The 15,416-nt window shown below is 63.5% G+C and carries 12 protein-coding genes; 3 read left to right on the top strand and 9 right to left on the bottom strand.

Features of this window, described 5'->3' with window-relative positions:
• Positions 1 to 40 precede the first annotated feature (40 nt).
• The 9 genes from B0G82_RS25090 to B0G82_RS25050 all read right to left on the bottom strand — a co-directional run bounded on the left by B0G82_RS25090 (position 41) and on the right by B0G82_RS25050 (position 10,976).
• Complete coding sequence (locus B0G82_RS25090) at positions 41 to 865, bottom strand: citryl-CoA lyase (RefSeq protein WP_121309406.1); 825 nt, start codon at positions 863 to 865, stop codon at positions 41 to 43.
• 2 nt (positions 866 to 867) lie between these two features.
• Positions 868 to 2,067, bottom strand: a complete 1,200-nt coding sequence (locus B0G82_RS25085; RefSeq protein WP_121309405.1) for a CoA transferase — start codon at positions 2,065 to 2,067, stop codon at positions 868 to 870.
• Positions 2,068 to 2,103: 36 nt separating this feature from the next.
• Positions 2,104 to 3,540, bottom strand: a complete 1,437-nt coding sequence (locus B0G82_RS25080) for an MFS transporter (RefSeq protein WP_121309404.1) — start codon at positions 3,538 to 3,540, stop codon at positions 2,104 to 2,106.
• A gap of 204 nt (positions 3,541 to 3,744) precedes the next feature.
• Entirely contained in the window at positions 3,745 to 4,095 is a 351-nt protein-coding gene (locus tag B0G82_RS25075; protein ID WP_116146321.1) for a response regulator, read from the bottom strand.
• Between the two features lie 6 nt (positions 4,096 to 4,101).
• On the bottom strand, positions 4,102 to 5,577 hold the full coding sequence (locus tag B0G82_RS25070) for an ATPase domain-containing protein (RefSeq protein ID WP_121309403.1): 1,476 nt from the start codon (positions 5,575 to 5,577) through the stop codon (positions 4,102 to 4,104).
• A gap of 374 nt (positions 5,578 to 5,951) precedes the next feature.
• A complete protein-coding gene (locus B0G82_RS25065; RefSeq protein WP_121309402.1) occupies positions 5,952 to 7,685 on the bottom strand; it encodes a tannase/feruloyl esterase family alpha/beta hydrolase in 1,734 nt (577 codons plus the stop codon).
• A 10-nt stretch (positions 7,686 to 7,695) separates the two neighbouring features.
• A complete protein-coding gene (locus tag B0G82_RS25060) occupies positions 7,696 to 8,835 on the bottom strand; it encodes a porin (RefSeq protein WP_121309401.1) in 1,140 nt (379 codons plus the stop codon).
• A gap of 62 nt (positions 8,836 to 8,897) precedes the next feature.
• Positions 8,898 to 10,127, bottom strand: coding sequence for a 3-(3-hydroxy-phenyl)propionate transporter MhpT (gene mhpT / locus B0G82_RS25055; protein ID WP_121309400.1), 1,230 nt, complete (start codon positions 10,125 to 10,127; stop codon positions 8,898 to 8,900).
• A 348-nt stretch (positions 10,128 to 10,475) separates the two neighbouring features.
• Positions 10,476 to 10,976, bottom strand: a complete 501-nt coding sequence (locus B0G82_RS25050; protein ID WP_116122962.1) for a MarR family transcriptional regulator — start codon at positions 10,974 to 10,976, stop codon at positions 10,476 to 10,478.
• 137 nt (positions 10,977 to 11,113) lie between these two features.
• Between B0G82_RS25050 and B0G82_RS25045 the strand changes: the two genes are divergently transcribed.
• The 3 genes from B0G82_RS25045 to B0G82_RS25035 all read left to right on the top strand — a co-directional run bounded on the left by B0G82_RS25045 (position 11,114) and on the right by B0G82_RS25035 (position 15,412).
• Positions 11,114 to 11,941 carry a p-hydroxycinnamoyl CoA hydratase/lyase gene (locus B0G82_RS25045; RefSeq protein WP_121309399.1) on the top strand — a complete coding sequence of 276 codons (828 nt, stop codon included), beginning with the start codon at positions 11,114 to 11,116 and terminating at the stop codon, positions 11,939 to 11,941.
• Between the two features lie 81 nt (positions 11,942 to 12,022).
• The gene (locus B0G82_RS25040; protein ID WP_116146314.1) at positions 12,023 to 13,474 is read left to right on the top strand and encodes an aldehyde dehydrogenase; all 1,452 of its coding nucleotides are present in this window, start codon (positions 12,023 to 12,025) and stop codon (positions 13,472 to 13,474) included.
• Positions 13,475 to 13,510: 36 nt separating this feature from the next.
• Positions 13,511 to 15,412, top strand: coding sequence for a feruloyl-CoA synthase (locus tag B0G82_RS25035; RefSeq protein ID WP_121309398.1), 1,902 nt, complete (start codon positions 13,511 to 13,513; stop codon positions 15,410 to 15,412).
• Positions 15,413 to 15,416 lie beyond the last annotated feature (4 nt).

The raw sequence follows: 15,416 nt of genomic DNA, 5'->3' as shown, positions 1-15,416 counted from the left end.
GGGCAAGTAGTTTTGGGGTGAGCGGTTCAACGCGGACGGCTCAAGGCAAATGCCGCTCGGGCTTGCCGGTGTACGTGTAGGCCATCTGGCGCGGCATCGGACCTTTGTTGCGTTCCTTGCGACCGCGCTGTTCCCATGCATGCGACAGAATCCCGACCGCGCGCGAAAGGCAGAACACGCCGCGCGCCAGTTCCGGCGCAAAGCCGAGTTCGGCGTAAATCACAGCGGTGGCGCCGTCGATGTTCATCGGTACGGGCTTGCTCTTGCGGCTCATCAGCAGCGCTTCGATGCCGCGCGCAATCGCGGCATAGCGTCCGCTGATGCGCTCCGTACGCACGTTCTCATCCACCAACGCAAGAAGCCGCGGCGCACGCGGATCGACCGGATGAAAGCGATGCCCGAAGCCGGGCAGATATTTACCGTGCTCCGCGATGAACGCATCCACGCCTTGTTCTACGGCGTCGTCCAACGTGGCGCCCGCCTGCATGCGCGCATCGATCGAGTCATACAGTTCGACCGCCTGTTGACCTGCGCCGCCGTGCACGTCGTCCAACGCGTTAATCGCGGAGGCCATCGCGCCGTTTAGCGGCAAGCCGCAACTGGTCGCCATCCGCGAGATCGCAATCGAGGGCGCATGCGGCCCATGATCCACCGACGACACCAACGCTGCTTCGAACAAGCGCGCCTGCTCGGTGTCGGGCAATTCGCCGCGCAGCATCAGCCAGATCATCTGCGGAAAGCTGATGTTGCCGATCAACTCCTGAATCGGGAAGCCGCGCACGTTGATCGAGCCTGGGTGAATGTCGATGATCGAGGTGCTCCAATAGTCGGCAGCGAGCTTCGCTGCGTCGAGTGCATGCGTCATGTTCAGATCACTCCTTCGGCGCGTAGTTGATCGATGTGTGCGTCGTCGTAACCGAGCGCGGCGAGCTGTTCATGTGTGTGGGCCGAGAGAACCGGCGCGGGCGTGCTCGGCGCCGTGTCAGCATCGTGCAGACGAAAGCCCGCGCGAGTCACGCGCTGACGATCCGTATTGGCATCGGCGGCAAATTCGCGGATGAAGCCGCGTGACTCCAGATGCGGATGCGCGAGAATCTCCGGCACCGACATCACGCGGCCGGCCGGCACGCCGGCTTCGAAGAAACGGTCCTCCCAGTTCGCGGCGCTGTCGCGCGCGAGTGCCGCTTCGATTTCCGCTTTCAACGCGGCGCGATTCACCTTGCGCGCGTTGCGCTCGGAAAAACGCGGATCGTCGAGCAGATCCGTTCGGCCGATCAACTGACACAGGCTCGCGAACTGTTTGTTTTCGTTAGCGGCGATATTGAGCGGGCCGTCGCCGGTTTTGAAGGTGCCCGAGGGCGCGGCGGTGAAATTCTCGTTGCCCATCGGCGTCGGCGTGACGCCGGCGTTCAGGAAGTTCGAGACGACCCATCCCATTGTCGCGAGCGTGGCTTCGAGCATCGACACATCGAGCAAGCGGCCATGTCCCGTGGTGCGCGCGTCGAGCAGCGCGGCGCAAATGCCGAACGCCGCCGTGAGGCCACCCACCGTGTCCGACACCGGATAGCCGACGCGCAATGGGGCGCTGTCGGCATCGCCGGTCACGCTCATCACGCCGGAAATACCCTGAATGATCTGATCGTAAGCAGGGCGCTTCGAAAACTCGCCGTCCATGCCGAAGCCGGAGATCGCGCAATACACGAGCTTCGGATTGACCTCGCGCAGCGCGTCGAAATCGAGGCCGAGACGCGTCATCACGCCGGGCCGGAAATTTTCCACCAGCACGTCCGCGGTTTTCACGAGATCGCGCAGAATCGCCTTGCCGCGCGGGTCTTTCAGATTGAGCGTGACGGATTGCTTGCCCGCGTTCACGGCGACGAACGAGGCGCCCATGTTGCGCGCCGACGCCTCCTTGTCGGCGCCCAGGCGGCGCGCCAGATCGCCGCCTTCAGGATGCTCGACCTTGATCACTTCGGCGCCGAGCAACGCGAGTTGATACGCGCAAAACGGCCCGGCCAATACATTCGATAAGTCCAGTACGCGGACTCCAGCCAACGGCAGCGTCATGTTCAAAACCTCTTGTTCAGAATGCGTTCAATGCGTTCAATGTGAAATCTCGTCGAGATTGCGATGGTTGGTCCGCGGCCCGAAGATACCGATCGCGCCCATCACCATCACCATCGACGCGCTGATCAACGCGAACACACCGCTTACGCCGAAGTGACGCAGCGCGAAGGCGATCATGAAGCCGGAGAACATGGCTGACAGACGCGACATCGAGTAGACGAAGCCGACGGCGCGCGCCCGCAAACGCGTCGGGAAGAGTTCGGTCTGGTACGCGTGATAGCCGACCGAGAGCAGCGTGCCGCTCAGCGTGATCAGCACGCCGAGCGTCATCAGCATGGCAGGCGAGGTTTGCGTTGCGAACAGGCTGCCGAACACGGCAATGCCGAGTGCCGACAGCACAATCAACGTCTTCCGTTCGATGCGGTCCGCGATCGCCATGCCGATCAGCGGTCCGAACGGATTCGACACCGCGATCACGAACGAGTACAGCAGACTGTGTGTAATCGTCACGCCTTTGGAGACGAGCAGCGTCGGCACCCACGAAGCGAAGCCGTAAAAGCCGATTGCCTGGAACAGATTGAAGACGAGCATCGTGATTGCGCGTTTGCGATACGGCGGTTGCCAGATTTCGCGGAAGGCGGCCTTGGTGGTCGCCGGTTCGACGGTCGGCACGGCGGGCGGCAGCGGCTTGCCGTATTGCGCGGCGACTTTCGCTTCCAGCGCCCGCAGCACCTGCTCGGCTTCGGCGGCGCGGCCCTGTTGCGCGAGCCAGCGCGGACTTTCCGGCAGGCGTCGGCGAATCGCCCACACCACCACCGCGCCCAACGCGCCGATGATCACGACCCAGCGCCAGCCGTCGAGTCCGAACGGCGTACGCGGCACCAGCCACCACGCGAGAAACGCGACCGATGGCACCGCGGTGTACTGCACCAGATGCACGAATGCAAACGCACGTCCGCGCAAATGTTTAGGCACAAGTTCGCTGACGTAAGTGTCGATCGTCACCAGTTCGACGCCCACGCCGATGCCGGCGATCAGGCGCCAAAGATTGATGGCGGGCGCCGTGCTTTGCAGCGCCATGATCAGCGTCGCGGCGGAGTACCACAGCAGCGACACGGTGAACACAGCCTTGCGGCCGTAGCGGTCGGCCATGCCCGCCAGAAAGAACGTGCCGATGAAGAGCCCGGCAAACGAAGCCGCCACGAACGCGCCAAGGCCGGACACGCCGAAGAAGGACGCGGTGGTGGTCGAATAAACCCCGCTTTTCACGAGGCCGGGCCCGACGTACGCGGTGAAGAACAAATCGTAGAACTCGAACCAGCCGCCGATCGACAGCAGGAACACCAGCATCCACACCGCGCGCGTCGCGGGCAGGCGGTCGATGCGCGCGTTGACGCCGGGCGTGAGCGCCGGCGCGTCGGCGCTCGAGTGGGGCGACGCGCCGGATGCGTCGTCGATCGGCAGGCTTGCCATGGAATTCCTCCGTCGGTGTCTCTCGCCAACGTCGTTCTACTAGATAGAACGACGTTCTGTTAGATGGGTGTGCCGAGAGTAGTCGGTGTGGCAAGTGCCAGGAATTCGGGGTTTTACCTAGAGGGAGGAATAAGCGTTTGCGGATGGACGCTTGCGCCGGTCTGCCGCACGGGCGTTCCGGCGCTCCTACTCCGCTCCCACTCTTTACGCACCCATACGCTGAAGCATGGCCAGCAAGGCATCGAATGAAAGCGGCTTGCGCGCATATTCAATTCGGGGATTCGGCTGCACGGGGATATCCGCAGCAGCGCTGCACAGGATGATTGGAATGGCGCGCAGATCGGAATCGGCATTCAGCTCCGCGCACAACTGGAGCCCCGACATGACCGGCATCATGCAGTCCGACACGACGATGTCGGGCCGGGTCTTGCGTATCTGCTCGAGCGCGGCGGCCCCGTTCGACGCCGTCAGCACGGTATAGCCGTGCCGCTCCAGCAGCAGCCGCCAGACTGTCAGGATGTCGAACTCGTCGTCCACGACCAGAATGGTTTTCATGGTCGGCTAGGGATTTCTTCGCGGCTGGAGTGTGGCCGAAAGGCCGGCCGGCGCATGCAGGCTGGCCACACTCGCCGGGTTTTCGTTGACATCGAGACCTTGAGACGAAATCACTAGTTCGCGCAAGGAAGTGTCGTGGGCGCTTTCACGCTGCTTGACCACCGAAATCATGCGGCGCAGACCCGTTTCCGTTTCGGCGTAACGCAGCAGCACGAGGTTTTCGGTCAGCGCCGAAACGCGCACGCTCTTCGCGTGGCCGGGATCGGCGTAAAGCGGCAACTCTTCGGTGAGCAGCGTGGTGATGCAGGCTTCGCGAAGCTGGTGTAGCAGCGCATTCAGGAACAGGCCGAAGCGCTCGGTGCGCAACGCGGAATCGCGGAAACCTTCCACGCCGTCGATAACGATACGCGACGCACCGATTTTCTTGACCGTGGCGAGCGCGGTGGCCGCAAGTTCGTCGACGGCGAGTTCGACGGCCGGCTGCCATTGAATCAGGAGGCGGCCGTCCGCATACGCGTCCCCGAGTCCGATCGACACGGCCTCAGCTTTGCCGACCAGCCGCTGCGGTCCCTCGTAGAAACCGAGGTACACGCAACGCTCGCCGCGCGCGATGCCGGCCGCGAGAAACTGCAGACAGAGGAGGGTCTTGCCGACGCCCGACGGCCCGATCAGCGTAGTTGTAGAGCCTTGCGCAAAGCCGCCGCCGAGCAGGGCGTCGAGATGCGGCAGGCCGAAGCCGAGCCGCGTTTTCAGATCCACCGGACCCGGCGGCAGGGCGCCCTGCGCTTCCAGGCGGGGGAACATCAGGAGCCCGCTTTCGGCGATGCGGAAGAAATGCTTGCCCATCAAATGATTGCGCGCGCGCATCTTGTGGACTTCGATTTCGCGCGCGCGGCGCATGCCGTCGCTGTAGCGGTTCAGTTCGATCAGGCCGTCGACAAGCGTATGTTCCGGATGCGGTTCGTTCCCGGACAGCGGCGCGAGCAGCAAGGTCGTGCAATCCATGGCCGCGACCAGTGCATTCAGTTCGTGGATGAACTTGGACAGCGACAGCTCGGTCTCGCTGAACTCGCGCGCGCTCCGAAACCCGTCGATGATCATGAGGCTCGGGCGGTAATCGTAAATGATCGAGGCAATCAGCTTGAGGAAGCCGTCGAGGCCGTCGTTCATCAGTTCGTGATAGCCGGACACGAACAGCATCTGCTGGGCGACCGCGCTTTCGTCGAAGAAGCTGAGACCCTTGAGATGACCCAGCAACTTGTCGTGCGATTCGGCGATCAAGGTCATGTACAGCACCTTTTCGCCCTGACTTACACGATGAAAACCAATCTGGCTCGACAGGATGGTCTTGCCGGCGCCGGCCATGCCTTCCAGCAGATACACGCCGCCGCGGACCAGACCTCCGCCCAGGATCTCGTCGAGACCGGGGACACCCGTTTCCACGTTAGATCGGGGAGACGTCTGAGATTCGTGGTTAGTCATTGTCGAAGAGTCGTTCAAAGTGCTGAGAAGCGATGGTTCGCACAGGAACCGTCCATTGCTCAAACTACCATTGTCAGCAATTCGCGTTCCCGCTCCGGGCGGCGACGCTGTGCGTCGGCATGAGATGCAGGGGATTCTAACTGGCGGCGAGGCGCTTGGCGAACCGTAAGTCGGGCATAGGTGCGAGGCGCGCGAGGAGAAACAGTGCCGACCGCCGAATCGCGGTGATTTTTTCAACGCGATGCAGGGATGAGGAGAGACGGGGCCGCGCCTCGCGCAGGCGGTAGTACACAAGCACATTGCATGCGCGAGGCGGGACAGCGAGGCGGGACAGTGAAGCGGACCGACGGCCCGCTCCTGATTCAGCTACAAACTCAGCTGCAAGCGAAACTACTCGCGGCGTTGACGTCGCCGCCCTGATAGCGCGCCACTTTCGGATACGGGCAAAGCGGCCGCGTGCGTCCCGCGCCCCAGGCGGCGGGCACGTCCGAGTTCGGCACGACATTGGCTGCGTCGCGCGCGGTGGCGACCACGCTGTCCGGCGCCTTGCCCTGTTCGACCCATGCGACGAGCGGCGTGAGCATGTCGAACTGGTCGGTGCTCGGACCGCCGCTGCAATGGTTCATGCCGGCAATCGTGTAAAGCCGCGCGAAGTTCGACGCGTCGCCGCTATTGGCGGCTGTGAGCCGCTGATACCAGTCGGTCGTGTCGTTCGATGAAAACACCGGGTCGCTCGTGCCGTGATAGACCATCAGCTTCGCGCCGCGCTGCTTCAATGCGCTCAGATTGGTCTCGTCGGGCGGCGTCATGAACGACCAGGCCGACTCGCTATACGCGCCGCTGGTGGCGAAGATCTTCGGCGCGTCGGTGTCCATGCTGAAGTTCAGCGCATACGCGGACAACTGGCTCAACACTGAAGCGGTTTGCGGCGGCGTGGTGAACGTGAAGGCCGCCGCGGCCGGGTCGAGTGTGATCGAGTTGCCCTGCTTCCATCCGGACCAGCCAGGGCCGAGTCCGGCGTCGTATGGGAAGCTTGCATAGAGGGCCGTGCCCGCACTGTTGCGTGCGCCGGAGAACACATTGCCGACGGCGTCCTTCTGCGCGCTCGTCAAACACGTGCCGTCGCGGACGTTGTTCGTGCAGGTGGGGACATCGGTAGCAAGGCTGAAGTTTGCCTGGCATGCCTTGATATCCTGAATGAGGCCGTCGCTGACGCCGTCGAGCGCATCGCACTTCGACAGTATTTTCGACGCCACCATTTGACGTTCCGCGGCGGTGAAGCCGGTCGTGATATCGGGCAGGCCGTTCGAGGTCGTCGCTGTTGCCACTTTCGCGAGCTGCTGCGCGCTCCACATTTCGCCGACGGCCGCCTTCGGCAAATGAAAGCCCGGATCGCCCGCAATGATGCCGTCATATTCCGCCGACGAGCGTGCCGCCGCGACCATTGCATGACGTCCGCCGTTAGAGCAGCCGTCGAAATAGCTGCGATCCGGCGCCTTGCCGTAAGCGAGCTTGATGACCTGCTTGGCCATCGGCGTGAGCGTGGCGACTGCGTTGTAGCCGTAGTCGATGCGCGCCTGCGGGTCCAGACCGAACAGCGGATTTTGCGCCGAACTATGCCCCGCATCGGAGCTGATGACTGCGAAGCCCATGTTGAGCGCGTCGCTGGTGGGACCACCGCCGCCGATCTCGCCGGTGGCCGTGACCACATTGCCGTCGAGACCGCCATTGGCCTGATAGAAGAAACGCCCATTCCACGCAATCGGCAGGCGCATCTCGAAGCCGATCGCATAGGTCTTGCCGTCGACGCTGCTGACCCGCTGGTTCATGCGGCCTTGAATCAGGCAATGTTCGGCGATCGGTTTGCCGGCTACTTTGAGCGTGCCCGCCGCGACATCCGACACCGTGGTGAAGACAGTATTGGCGAAGCTGAGCTTCGCGGCGAGTGCGGCGCAATTGCCCGCAAGCGTACCGGGCGTGGCCGCGCTCAGTTGCGGCAACGCGGAGCTGTTGGCGCTGCTGTTGGCGGCGCTGCCGAGATCGTTGCCGCCGCACGCGGCGAGTGTGAGCGCTGCGGCGGCCGCAAGCGCGATCGAGGTGCACTTCATGCTGTGTCTCCTAGAACGAATGACGAACGCCAACCATCACCCCGGTCTGGCCGGTGCCTGCCGCGGGCGTCGTGCCGCCGCCGCCGGCGCTGACCGAGTAGCGCGCCTTCGCGCTGTTGGCGAGATACGAGCCCTGGGCGTACACAGCGGTGCGCTTCGAAAGCAGATAGGTGGTGCGCAGCGTGCCCATCGTGGCGCGCGTGTCGTGCACGCTATTGGTGATGTGATAAACCTCGCCGTCGACGATGAAAGCGGGCGTCACGTTGTACGATGCGGCGACGAAGAACAGATTCGAGCGCACGCTGGCAATCGTTTCCGCCCCCGGTTCGACGCGGCGGTTGAGCCATCCCACGCCGAGCTTTCCTTTGCCGAGGTTCGCGTAGGCGCTCACATGCGTGCGGATGTCCTTGTCGGCGGCGCTGGTGAGCGGAGTCGGCGCGATGCCGTCGAAGAAGTTCGCCGCCGCGGTGCTGCCGCCGCGCTGCTCTTCATACGACGCCGCGACGCCGAACAGCGGCGCGTCGTACTTCAGCATCACGGACCATTCGCGGCATTGAGTCGCCTGTCCGGCGACCGACCCCGTACACGTGCCCTGGCCCGGCGAGTTGCCGGTGCCGGCCGAGTCGCGGCCGAAAGAGTAGTTCGCACCGAACGTCACGCCCGCATAGTTGCCGAGGTACACCACCGAGTTGTCGGCGCGCGCATTCGGCACGTAGGCGTCGAGCGAACCCAATCCGTAGATGTCAGGGCCGATCAGGTCCGCGCCCATCAGCGCGAGGTACGTCATGGTGTACTGACGACCAAACGAGACCGTGCCGTACGGACTCTTGATGCCGACGAACGCCTGACGCCCGAACAGCCGTCCGCCCTGACCGAGATCGCCGGCGCGCACGTTGAAGCCGCTTTCCAACGTGAAGACCGCGCTATAGCCGCCGCCCAGATCTTCATTGCCGCGCAGACCCCAGCGCGAAGGCAATTCGCCCGTGACCGACGGCATGCGGAACACGCTCTTGCCCGCGGCGTTCGCGTGCGAGACGTATTCGATGCCGGTATCGATAATGCCGTAGAGCGTCACGCTCGATTGAGCCGCTGCGGCGCCGCTGACGGTGCACAGTGCGCCGCAGAGTAAAAGACGTGCGGATGCTTGCATGAAGGGTGTCTCCGAACCGTTGAATGAATGTGTGTTGTTGTTGGGTCTTCTTGTGCCGATGGTCAGTCGTCGGCTCGTGGGCGGCGCAGCAGGAGCAGCGCGGCGGCTGCCGCGATCAGCGTGACAGGAATGCTCGCGCCAATCACGGTCGACGAACTGCGGCCCATCGCCAGCAATTGACCCGCCGCGAGCGGCCCGACCACGGAGCCGATGCGGCCCACCGCCACCGCCGCGCCCACGCCGGTGCCGCGCATGGCCGTCGGATAGAACGCGGCGGAAAGCGCATACAGCACCGATTGGCCGCCGATCACGAACATCCCGGCGAAGAATGCAGAGGCCGCGAGCGCGCCGAAGCCGTGCGCCGTCGAAAGCGTCGCGAGCGAAGCGATGATCCCGACATACATGCCGGCCACTACCACGCCCGAGCGCATGCGATCCATCAACATGCCGATGCACAGCGCGCCGATCCCGCCGCCGATGTTGAAAAAGATCTGCACGTAGCCGACTTGCGCGCGCGTCAGACCGCTCGCGGCCATCAACGAAGGCAGCCAGTTAAGCAGAAAGTAGAGGACGATCAGCGTGCAGAAGTAGCTGATCCAGATCTGCACGGTGGAGAGCCCGCGCGTGCCGCCGAACAGGATTTCGCCGACCGGCGCGGGCCTGGCTTGTCCGTCGCGCGATGCCTTGGTGAATGCCTTCGAATCCGCGAGGAATGCGAGCAGCAGCGGCACCAGCACGAGCGGGCCCGCACCGCCGACATAGAAAATATGACGCCACTCGGCGTCGCCCGCACTCATCACGCCGATCACCGAAGCGATCACGCCACCGAACGGAATGCCGCAATACATCACGCTCACGGCTGTGCTACGCGAGCGCGGTTCGACCGCTTCCGACGACAACGCGATCAGATTCGGCAATGCACCGCCGAGTCCGATACCTGTCAGCACTCGCACGATCACGAGCGTGTGAAAGTCGCTCACCAGCGCGGTCATGATCGACAGAAGGCCGAACAGGCACGCGGAAATCACCAGCACGCGCTTGCGGCCGATGCGGTCGGCGAGCCGTCCGCCGAACATCGCGCCGGGCAGCAAGCCGAAAGTGCCGGCGCTGAACGCGAGTCCCATTTGCGCGACCGAAAGACCAAACTCGCGCGCCATGCGCGGCGCTGCGACGCCGACCGACTGCAGGTCGAGTCCTTCGAGCATGGCAATGGCAAAGCACAATCCGAGGGTGACGAAGGCGCCTGTCCGGCTCGACGCTGCCGGGACCGCGGTGGCTTCGGTCGAATTCAATGTTCCGGCTCTTTTCACGTTAGTGATCCTTATTAAATGGCGTGGTTTTCCGGTTTCGCTAAAAGACAGCAGATGCCAAGTCGCTGTCCGCACGACAGACAGGTTCGGCAAGCGGGCGTCAGATCATCGGCGAGGCCGAGATGGAATGTCCGGCAGCAGCGCAGCGAACACCGCCGCGCGCGGCGCATCGTTTCGATGGCCAGACGACGGTGCATTTGCTTCGAGGCGAGGCGGCGCGTCTCCACACGCTGCATCGTGGACTGGATTTAATATCAGGTAGGCTGATAACACAAGCGCAAATCGTTCGGTGAAAACACCTAGCGACTCGGCGGCGTAGCGTGCGCGGATCTAGCCGCGCAGATTACGAACGAAAGTTTCGAGGTGAGTTTGAACCGCGCCGGCGGCGTCGAGTTCGATGCCTTCCATCATCTGCTTTTCGATGGTTTTCACGGCCTGCTCGCATTCGCGCAATACGGCGCGCCCTTCGTCCGTGAGTTGCAGCAGCACGATGCGGCCGTGCGTCGGGTCCGGTTCGCGGCTTACCCAGTTGCGGGCGGCCATCGCGTTCATCACTTCATTGGCCGATTGCGGCGTGATGAACGAACGCTCGGCGACCTGCGCATTGGACGCCTGCCCTTTGGCTTCGAGCACGGAAAGCGCGGTGAATTGCGCGAGCGTCAGGCCGAGCGGCGCGAGCGCTTCCGTCATGCGGCGCCGCAGGATGCGGTCGAGACTGCCGATCACATAGGTCAGGCGCAGGCTGGAACGGCGAGTGCGTGTGGCGGCAGGCTCGGCAGGCGTATTTTGATTTTTGCTCATCGTGGGCAGGAGGTTCGGTCTATCCGGCATCTTAGCGTGCCTCGACCCGAATTTCGCTGCTAGGGGTTTGCACCGAGCTTACGAATTTCCACTTTACATATCAGGCAGCCTGATATTAAATGCGTTCATCAGGCCGCGGTCGCGGCCAACGTTCACGGAGAAAACAGATGAGTTATGCAGGCCGTTGGAAAACCGTCAAGGTGGATGTCGCGGAAGGAATCGCATGGGTTTCGTTCAATCGGCCCGAGAAGCGCAACGCCATGAGCCCGACGCTGAACAAGGAAATGATCGAGGTGCTCGAAGCCGTTGAACTCGACGCCGAAGCGCAGGTTCTGGTGCTCACGGGCGAAGGCGACGCATGGACAGCCGGCATGGACCTGAAGGAATACTTCCGCGAAGTCGACGCCGGCCCCGAGATCCTGCAGGAAAAGATTCGCCGCGACGCGTGCCGCTGGCAATGGCAACTGCTGCGCATGTACGCGAAGCCGACCATTGCGATGGTCAACGGCTGGTGCTTCGGCGGCGGCTTCTCGCCGCTGGTGGCATGCGACCTGGCGATCGCCGCCGACGAAGCCACGTTCGGTCTCTCCGAAATCAACTGGGGCATTCCGCCGGGCAATCTGGTGAGCAAAGCAATGGCCGATACCGTCGGGCATCGTCAGGCGCTGTATTACATCATGACGGGCGAGACCTTCACCGGTCAGGAAGCGGCGCAGATGGGCCTCGTCAACAAGAGCGTGCCGCGTGCCGAGTTGCGCGAGGTGACGCGTGCGCTCGCCGGCAAACTGCTCGAAAAGAATCCGGTGGTGTTGCGCGCCGCCAAGCATGGATTCAAGCGTTGCCGCGAATTGACGTGGGATCAGAACGAAGACTACCTGTACGCCAAGCTCGATCAGGCGCAGCTGCGCGATCCGGAAGGCGGCCGCGAGCAGGGCCTCAAGCAGTTCCTCGACGACAAGGCGATCAAGCCGGGTCTGCAAACGTACAAGCGCTGATCGGTCGCATCGGCGTGGATTTCAATTCACGCAGACTACGGCGAGAGATGCAGCAAGACAGACAGCGAGGAGACGACAGACATGCATGAAGTGACTTTGTTGATTGACGGCGAAAGCCGTGGCGCAGCGGACGGCAAGACCTTCGAGCGGATCAATCCCGCGAGCGGCCAGGCTGCGTCGCGCGCGGCGGCGGCCACGCTGGCCGATGCCGACGCCGCGGTCGAAGCGGCGTCGCGGGCCTTTCCGGCCTGGTCGGCGCTGGCGCCGACCGAGCGCCGCAAGCGGCTGCTGGCAGCGGCCGATCTGATGGATGCCCGCACCGCGCAGTTCATCGAAACCGGTGTCGCCGAAACCGGCGCGATGCCGAACTGGTACGGCTTCAACGTCATGCTCGCCGCCAACATGCTGCGCGAAGCCGCGGCCATGACCACGCAGATCGACGGCGACGTGATTCCCTCCGACGTACCTGGGAATCTCGCGATGGCGGTGCGCCAGCCATGCGGCGTGGTGCTGGGCATGGCGCCGTGGAACGCGCCGGTGATTCTGGGCACGCGCGCCATTGCCATGCCGCTCGCGTGCGGCAACACGGTCGTGCTCAAGGCATCCGAAGGCTGTCCCGGCGTGCATCGACTGATCGGCAGCGTGCTGCAGGAAGCCGGTCTCGGCGACGGCGTCGTCAACGTGATCACGCATTCCGCTGAAGATGCGCCGGCGATCGTCGAGCGGCTGATCGCGCATCCGGCGGTACGTCGCGTGAATTTCACGGGTTCGACGCGAGTGGGGCGCATTGTCGCGCAACATGCGGCGTCGCATCTGAAGCCTGCGTTGCTCGAACTCGGCGGCAAGGCGCCGGTGGTCGTGCTCGACGACGCCGATCTGGACGCGGCAGTGGCCGGCATCGCGTTCGGCGCGTTTTTCAACCAGGGGCAGATTTGCATGTCGACGGAGCGCGTGATCGTCGACGGGAAGATTGCGGATGCGTTGGTGGAGAAACTCGCGGCGAAAGCGCTGACATTGAAAGCGGGCGATCCGGCCGCTGCGGATTCCGTGCTCGGCTTGATCGAGAGCGCAGCCGCCGCGCAACGCATCAAGACGTTGATCGAGGATGCGCACGAGAAGGGCGCCAAGTTGCCAGTTGGCTGCACGGTCGAAGGCGCCGCGATGCAGCCGGTGATCGTAGATGGCATCACGCCTGCCATGAAACTGTATGCGGAAGAATCGTTCGGGCCGGTAGTGACGGTGCAGCGCGTGGACGGCGACGAGGAAGCGATTCGAATCGCCAACGACAGCGAATATGGACTCTCGGCAGCGGTATTCAGTCGCGATGTGTCGCGCGCGTTGAACGTGGCGAAGCGTATCGAATCTGGCATCTGCCATATCAACGGTCCGACGGTGCACGATGAAGCGCAGATGCCGTTCGGCGGTGTGAAGAAAAGCGGTTACGGGCGATTCGGCAGCAAGGCGTCGATTGCAGAGTTCACGGATCTGCGTTGGATCACGATTCAAACCGGACCTCGGCACTATCCGGTCTGATCGTTGCGATCGGGCTTTTCACAGAGGAGACAGGCTTTGCATTCCGAGCCGATACAACCGAACACCCCCGATGCGCCGAAGCGCTACCGGGCGACGACGATCGGCGCTTCGTCGTTGCACACGCAGCGGCAGGGCGACACGTGGTATTTGCGCGCGGCCGAACCGCTCGGCGCGCATCCGCAACGTATGACCGAACGGCTCGTGAGCGGCGCGCAGGCGCATCCCGAGCGATGGCTGGCGGCGCGTCGCGGCAGCGATGGTCAATGGATCGGCCTGAGCTACGCGAAGGCTTTGCAAAGCGCACGCGCAATCGGCCAGGCGCTGCTCGCACGCGATCTGTCCGCTGAGCGGCCCGTCGTGATTCTGTCGGGCAACGATCTCGAACATCTGCAACTCGCGCTCGGTGCGATGTGGGCGGGCATTCCCTACGCCGCGATTTCGCCCGCCTATGCGCTGGCTTCCGGCGACTTCGGCAAGCTGCGCCATACGATCGATTTGCTGACACCTGGTCTCGTGTTTGTAAGCGCCTACGATACGTTCGCCAAGGCAATCGACGCAACCGTGTCTTCCGATGTCGAAGTGATGGCCGCGAAATTGCCGCGAGAACAGCCGGCGGCACGCAACGTGACCTCGTTCGACGACCTGCTGAACACAACGCCCACCACGGTCGACTCCGTTCACGCCGCGGTGTGCCCGGACGCCATCGCCAAATTTCTGTTCACCTCCGGTTCGACCAAGCTGCCGAAGGCGGTGCCGACCACGCACCGCATGCTGTGCAGCAATCAGCAGATGCTGCTCGAAACGTTTCCCGAGTTCGCGAAGGAGCCGCCGGTGCTGGTCGACTGGCTGCCCTGGAACCATACGTTCGGCGGCAGCCATAACGCAGGTATCGCGCTCTACAACGGCGGCACCCTCTATATCGACGACGGCAAACCGGTCAACGGAAAATTCGAGGAAACACTGCGCAATCTGCGTGAAATCGCGCCGACCATCTACTTCAACGTGCCGAAGGGTTGGGAGGAACTGGCGATCGCATTGGAACGCGACGAGCAATTGCGCGAGACATTCTTCTCACGCGTGAAGGTCTATTTCTTCTCAGGTGCCGGCCTGTCGCAAGCAGCGTGGGACAGGCTCGAACGCGTCACTGAAACATATTGCGGCGAGCGCATACGCATCATGGCCGGACTCGGCATGACGGAAACCTCGCCTTCGTGTCTGTTCACCACGGGTCCGATCATGCGCGCGGGTTACGTGGGACTGCCGGCGCACGGCTGCGAAGTCAAACTCGCGCCGGTGGGCGACAAGCTCGAGGCGCGTTATCGCGGGCCGCACGTCATGGCCGGATATTGGCGCGCCGACGCGGCGGAGTTGGAAAACGCGTTCGACGAAGAAGGCTATTTCCGCAGCGGCGACGCCTTGCGCTTTGTCGACGTGACGCGACCCGAACTCGGATTGCTGTTCGACGGGCGCATCGCGGAAGACTTCAAGCTGAGTTCGGGCACCTTCGTGAGCGTGGGTCCGATGCGGGCACGCGTGATCTCCGAAGGCGCACCTTATGTGCAGGACGTGGTGGTCACCGGCATGAATCGCGACGATGTGGGCCTGCTGGTCTTTCCGCGCGTCGACGATTGCAAGCGGCTGGCTCGCTTGCCCGCTTCGGCGAGCGCGCAAGAGGTGGTCGAAGCACCCGCCGTGCGTGCGCACTTCGCCGCGCTGCTCGACACGCTCAATCGCGGCGCCACGGGCGGCGCGACGACCATCGCGCGTTTGCGGCTCATGGATGTCGCGCCGTCGCTCGATCTCGGCGAGATAACCGACAAAGGCTCGATCAATCAGCGTGCGGTGTTGACGCATCGTGCGGCGCTCGTCGAGGCGATGTATGACGCGGGGCGGCGCGATCCCGCGGTGATTGTCGCGAGCGCATGCGGCGCGACGTGACGTG

The sequence above is a fragment of the Paraburkholderia sp. BL17N1 genome, from assembly GCF_003634175.1.
Taxonomy (GTDB): domain Bacteria; phylum Pseudomonadota; class Gammaproteobacteria; order Burkholderiales; family Burkholderiaceae; genus Paraburkholderia.
Note: the sequence above shows the minus strand (reverse complement) of the source record. Positions and strands in the feature narration are given on the sequence as shown.

What these genes read in the sequence shown, in the direction of transcription:
- B0G82_RS25050 (WP_116122962.1), bottom strand. Translation starts at nt 10,976, where the DNA reads ATGCCGGATAGACCGAACCTCCTGCCCACGATGAGCAAAAATCAAAAT.
- B0G82_RS25090 (WP_121309406.1), bottom strand. Translation starts at nt 865, where the DNA reads ATGACGCATGCACTCGACGCAGCGAAGCTCGCTGCCGACTATTGGAGC.
- B0G82_RS25080 (WP_121309404.1), bottom strand. Translation starts at nt 3,540, where the DNA reads ATGGCAAGCCTGCCGATCGACGACGCATCCGGCGCGTCGCCCCACTCG.
- B0G82_RS25070 (WP_121309403.1), bottom strand. Translation starts at nt 5,577, where the DNA reads ATGACTAACCACGAATCTCAGACGTCTCCCCGATCTAACGTGGAAACG.
- B0G82_RS25045 (WP_121309399.1), top strand. Translation starts at nt 11,114, where the DNA reads ATGAGTTATGCAGGCCGTTGGAAAACCGTCAAGGTGGATGTCGCGGAA.
- B0G82_RS25040 (WP_116146314.1), top strand. Translation starts at nt 12,023, where the DNA reads ATGCATGAAGTGACTTTGTTGATTGACGGCGAAAGCCGTGGCGCAGCG.
- B0G82_RS25060 (WP_121309401.1), bottom strand. Translation starts at nt 8,835, where the DNA reads ATGCAAGCATCCGCACGTCTTTTACTCTGCGGCGCACTGTGCACCGTC.
- B0G82_RS25065 (WP_121309402.1), bottom strand. Translation starts at nt 7,685, where the DNA reads ATGAAGTGCACCTCGATCGCGCTTGCGGCCGCCGCAGCGCTCACACTC.
- B0G82_RS25085 (WP_121309405.1), bottom strand. Translation starts at nt 2,067, where the DNA reads ATGACGCTGCCGTTGGCTGGAGTCCGCGTACTGGACTTATCGAATGTA.
- B0G82_RS25075 (WP_116146321.1), bottom strand. Translation starts at nt 4,095, where the DNA reads ATGAAAACCATTCTGGTCGTGGACGACGAGTTCGACATCCTGACAGTC.